We start from the raw sequence: 5,603 nt of genomic DNA, 5'->3' as shown, positions 1-5,603 counted from the left end.
ATAAGTTGCTTTTCACTGTATTCTTGTGTTTCATCATCGGGGATTTTGTAGTACATTTCTAAACGTAATTGTGGCGTTTTATAGGTTGGGTCGGTCATATGGATCCCTAGCGAAAATACATATCCCAAATCATCGGAATCGAAGCCTTCTTCATTAAGGAAAAATTGCCCTTTTGCTATCCACTCTTCTAGCAGTAACCCATTACTCTCACGCGTCCCTTTATAGAGAGTATGTCCTCGGCCTTGCGTAACATAACCTTCTGGCTTATCAAGTAATGCATTACCTTCTTTAAAATCGTTATAATCGATACTAAAATAGAAATCCTCTATTGTATTGTGTCTATAGGTAAATCCGATATCTTTCCATTCACGATCTTCTCCTTGCATAAAACCGTGCAAAAAACAAAACCCAGGGGTGGTTGGGATAGTTAAATCATCACGAGTTTGAATGCGTTCAAACAGTTTATGTAATTCAGCTAATTTTTGTGGCACGTTATTCTCAAAGGATTCAGGCTTAATTTGCCTATCTTTAGCATATTGTTCGCCTAAGCCATTTTGTGCTTTCATTTCGATCTTTAACGTGACTTCATCTTGCCAGCGATAACCTTCTAACACTCTAAGAATATCAGCAGTACCAATACTTTCCATACGTTCAAAAATAATGCCTTGCATTTTATCGGGGTTATGGGTGTGCACTGGATACACGTGTTTTAGATAATTGCCATCAAGCGGATCAACCGGTTTAGTATTTCGCAACTCTTGCTCACGCCGAGCTATCATCTGTTTAAAAGGGGGTAAATATTGTTGCTTTGTGGCAATGGTCACATCATGATGTCTTTGGTAATTAAAATATCCCTCTTTATTGATTTTAAATTCAATCGGTAAGTCGATTAAATAGGTGCCAATACAGCGTGTTGCGCTATTTTTTAATAACTCATTTACTTGTTGCTGTTGTGCTGGTGATAATTTAGTCATACGAATGTCCTTATGAAATATCTGACAACTGGTTAATACGGTTAGCGCGAATAGACCTGCAATAAAACCGAAATAATATTTATAAAATTTAGTTAAATTAATCATTTATTTTTACCTTATACATAATGTCAACAATGGCTCGAAGGGTGAATTCTCGACTGATTTTATTTTTATAAGCGGGTTCATGGCCAACCGGTAAACACATTCGTGCTTTTAAATAATCAATTGGTATTTCGCCAGATTGCTGTGATACGGTGCCATCACCATTACCGTCTGCGGGTAATAATGTGTATTTTTCATTGATATCTCCATTTTGGAGGGTTCTTATTTCCACTAGCTCTTTTAAATTAAGCCGATTCTTATCACCAATATGGTTGGCTGACGCCTTTTTTTTGCTTACCATCACAGAACCTTGCCAGTGGGCGATTTGATAAGTCAACGACTCTGTTTTAATATTATTAGCATCTTCTTCAAGACCAAAAAAAGCATAAGTGTTAGGATGATATTTATTAGCTATACTCTCATTAAATTTTTTTACTTTATATTTGACAATATTTTCATATTTGTCCCAATCATCTTGCATTTGTTGCGAATTATGGTCAGTATTAAATGGATTAATCAAATGGGGCTCACAAGCACACCACCATTTATCTTTGGCTAAATAGATTTCTGCATAAGGATCAGCTTTAGGATAGGATTCTGGGTTACCGTTGGGATCTGTGATTGTAAGCCAACCCATACCATATTCTGGCGTGGGTAATAACTGGAGTGGTCCTGGTGCTTGAGCACAAACTGCGGTCATTTCTGCGGCATCCTTACCTAAAACATTGGCCGTTACAAAATTACTTATGCTATTATCTCCATTAACTTCTGTGCCCCGCTTCATTCGAGTATAGGCAGCAACGGCGCCCGTAGCTGGCTGTACACCATTGATTACGCCGTAGACTTTGTTCCGACCATTTAATGCTTCAGTATAATAACGGGCAACTAATCCCCCCATAGAGTGGGTAATTAAAATTACTTTATCGCAAATTTGCCCACGCTTTTTATAAAAAGCAGGGATAGTTACCTCGACTAACCTTTTTAGCCTTTTGGCGCTATCTTCATTAGATTCTAACCAGTTATAACCCATCGCATACACAGGAAAATAAAATTTCTCGCAATGTTTAATTTGCTTTTCATCTAACTCTAGTGACGATTTTGAACCCTCATCTAATGAAAATGAAGGCGGTTTTATTAAATCATTTAAAATGGTTGATAAGTGACCATCTGGTTCAAATAAGATTTTTTGTAATAATTCTAAAAATTCACCATAACTAATATAACCTACTGTCCCCCAACCTCGTTTTTGTCGCGAACCAAAAAGTCTGTTTTCAGGATTATTGTTTATTGCTTTTTGGATTTCTTGTTGTTTTTCTTGGTTAAGGCGACGCTTTTTATTTCGTTGACTTTTATCATCACCTAATAATTGTATCTTTAAATGATAGTTATTTTTAATTCGAGCGACCTCTTCGGCTGCGGCATCTACCACAGTGCCACCATCATCCACTTCTGTTTCTTCAGGATCTAGTTCTAGTTTTCGTGCTTTAGCATCACCATAATACGGTAATGACCAGCCAATAACCGATACTTCATTATCTAAACGCCATACACGTTTAATTTTATTATTAGAATCTTTCTGTTTCGCTTTTAAATTACTGCCCATCACACCAGGAATAAAGATAATCGGTACAATAAGTCGTTCTTTTTTAAGATATAAACCTTGTATGGTCTTTTCTGATGTTGGAACGGTATTATATAAATACGTGGCTTGCTGATTATTGTTAGTCATGTTGTTTTCTACCTATTCTATTCTTGGAGCAATTTTTTTAAAGTAATTAGCTGTATATAGACTTGATTTTCATATTGGCTAATAACGAGTTGTTCTTGCGAAGAAGCACTAACACAACCGCTTGCCATCGTTAACGCTAAATACTTTGTCAATTCTGTGGGTTTGGCAAAAGTTAAATCTATATCATGAATTAGATTTTCTTTATTTTCACCAATATCTAATTTATGCCTTTCAATGTTAAATTGAGTGCGATTTTTTGGGTCTAATCCAGAAATCCAAACATCTTTAACATTTTGAGCAGAAAGTTGTGTATAAGTAAAAAACTGATTGATATCAGCTGATAAATCGTCTTGAGCGATCATCAAACGACCTAACCAAGATTTTGCTTGTAGCTTTTTAGTATTAATTAATGATTCTGCACCAATTAACATAGCACTGATAAATTTACTGTGATGATGGTAGGTTATATCACTATATTGGCATGCTAATATTAGCGATAATTCTATATTATCTGGCTCTTCATAAAGTATTGACATCCATACCGAATAATCCATTATGGGTTCGGGATATAAATCCCAACGTTGAAATATAGCTTCTAGCAGTTCATCGTCATCAATGAGTGCTTTAGGTATGTAGATATGCGTTAAATAGCGACGATAATTAGGACATTGTTGTTCTAAGTTTTGCATTACTTCATCAAGAAACCAATAGGGTTTAGTTGATGCAGTCAAATTAAATAGGGGCCTTGCTTTTTCAGGATAAAGGGGAATTTGTTCAAGATCACCTGTTAAAGCTTTTATGCCATTTTGTTCTGCACAGATCATATAACTTCCAAATATAGGTATCTGCTGCTTACTCCAATTTTGCCAAAATTGGGTTGATTCTTGATTTAGTTCTGTGATTCTTTCATTATAAGCATGCTCAGAAATGTTAATTAATAAACAAGATGCAAGTATCATTATCCATAAAAAAAACGGAACACCAATAGCCAGAAACCAAAATAAAAGGTAGTCTGAGCCATCACAAGTAAAAACAGTTATTATAAAACCAGCTAAAATTAAAAATAATAAACTCATACCCCATAATAGATAATTTGGTTTTTTAATTGGTTGATGGCTTAATAATTTAGAAGTTTTCCAGCCCATTAATATGTTTCCTGCTATTTATATATTTGTGATCATGATTTAAATTAGTAATACGATGTTTAATTTTTTGTTTCTGGCTCAATCACAATAGTTATTGGCTCAACAAATTGACTGTATTGTGCAGGTAGCATTCCATTTTCATCGGTTACTGCTTCTATTTCACTATTATCAGCCCGAATAATTCTTACCTTTCGGTTTTTTATAACAGAATCATCATGTTGCCAACGTAATTGCGAATGAAATACATAATGACTACTTTTTTGTTTATTCATCATTTGGCTTAAACTATCAGCACCCAATTTTTGCCATGTTGCTGATTTATTGAATATATTATCTGGCGCGCCAATCTCGACTGACCCATCAGCAAGTCGAATATAGGCGCCTGCGCAAGTGAAAATTAACTCTTGTTTAGCTGAAATAACAGTTCTTCCTTGTTGACTAACAATTGAGATATCTTTTTGTGCACTTAATGACATATCGTCATTTTGTGCTTGAATATCTACTTTGCCATGGGATGCAAATAATTTAATTCCCATTTTTTGGGCAAATAAACTAATGGTCTCGCCAGCTGCTACCATAAATTTTCTCAATACGCTAATATCCGTGTGCTTATGGCTCGATAGTATTAAATTTTCACCTGAAGAAAGTTGAATGCTTTTGGGTGTCACTTGAGCAATACCGTGTGGGGATGAAAGTAGAATTGAAGCAGCTTTTAATTCTTCAAGAGAGTCAGTTAATAATTTCTTTTGTGTCTCTAAATCAGCTAACTCAGCCTTGGCTTGTTTTGCCGCATCTTGTAACGCAGATACCAATTTAAGAGCGTTATTGAGTTGCTCATTTGCTTGTTGCATATTTAGCTGAATATCTTGCGCTTTATATTGTTCGTCAGCGGTAATAAAAAGCCCTTTACCCGCTCTTATCGCGCCCCAGTCATCAGTTCTAAGCTCAAAACCTTCACCACGTTGGTGTTTTTTATTATCAACTAAATGCCCTAAATTAAGTTGCGTTTTGCCGTATTCGGTGGCCAGTTTGATGTGCTCTTGCCCACGTTTATCATCCATGCGCAGTTTGTTGTTAGCTGGGGTGCGAATGACGTTGCGGTGTTTGTTGATGGTGGTGATAGGGTCAGGGTGGGCACTGTCGTGCATGGCATGGGCAATATAGGGCCGGTCGGGGTTGCCGTTCATAAAGGCGATGGCCACTTCGGTGCCGTCAATTAAGGGAAAGTGAAAGCCATAGGTGCTGCCTGCATACGGTTTGGCTAAACGTATCCAAAGGCTTTCTTCGCCATTTTTCCATGTTTTTAGGTCAAAGTTAAATTTAACGCGGTAGCGTCCTTGAGTGTCAATATAGCCATAGGTGTCATTGTCGGGACTAGTGACCCTTGCCGGTAAGGTGCCGCTGATTTGGGGCCAGCGGATAGGCGTCGGGCGGTAGAGCGTTAATGCCTGATAAGGAATCGCAGTAAATTCGAGCTCGTATGCATCGGTGCGGTTACCGTGTCCTTGTACACTTAAAATAATTACGCCGTCATTGATATTATTCAGTGGACTGCCGTTGAGGTTAATCCATTGACCCGGTGCTAGCGCGTAGCGGTTGCTTTTACCGTGAATAATAACTTGTTGGCTGATTTTTTGTTCGTGCCGTAGGCGT

At 37.1% G+C, this 5,603-nt stretch carries 4 protein-coding genes; all 4 read right to left on the bottom strand.

Annotation, left to right across the window (positions count from 1 at the left end; all coding sequences use genetic code 11):
* Nucleotides 1-974, bottom strand: a 974-nt coding sequence (locus tag A9G35_RS08245; RefSeq protein WP_141673833.1) for a T6SS immunity protein Tli4 family protein, incomplete at its 3' end; no start/stop codon positions are given.
* A 97-nt stretch (nucleotides 975-1,071) separates the two neighbouring features.
* Nucleotides 1,072-2,805 (bottom strand): esterase/lipase family protein, encoded by a 1,734-nt coding sequence (locus A9G35_RS08240; RefSeq protein WP_065636456.1) that lies wholly within the window; start codon nucleotides 2,803-2,805, stop codon nucleotides 1,072-1,074.
* 17 nt (nucleotides 2,806-2,822) lie between these two features.
* Nucleotides 2,823-3,950 carry a hypothetical protein gene (locus A9G35_RS08235; protein WP_065636455.1) on the bottom strand — a complete coding sequence of 376 codons (1,128 nt, stop codon included), beginning with the start codon at nucleotides 3,948-3,950 and terminating at the stop codon, nucleotides 2,823-2,825.
* Between the two features lie 59 nt (nucleotides 3,951-4,009).
* Nucleotides 4,010-5,603 (bottom strand): DUF2345 domain-containing protein (locus tag A9G35_RS08230; RefSeq protein ID WP_141673832.1); only part of this gene is annotated, 1,594 nt, incomplete at its 5' end.

Source organism: Gilliamella sp. Choc5-1 (genome assembly GCF_001690595.1).
Taxonomy (GTDB): Bacteria; Pseudomonadota; Gammaproteobacteria; order Enterobacterales; family Orbaceae; genus Gilliamella; species Gilliamella apicola_M.
This window is presented reverse-complemented; position numbering and strand designations above follow the sequence as displayed.

Excerpts from the sequence above, each read along its gene's own strand:
- A9G35_RS08235 (WP_065636455.1), bottom strand. The coding sequence starts at position 3,950 with ATGGGCTGGAAAACTTCTAAATTATTAAGCCATCAACCAATTAAAAAA.
- A9G35_RS08240 (WP_065636456.1), bottom strand. The coding sequence starts at position 2,805 with ATGACTAACAATAATCAGCAAGCCACGTATTTATATAATACCGTTCCA.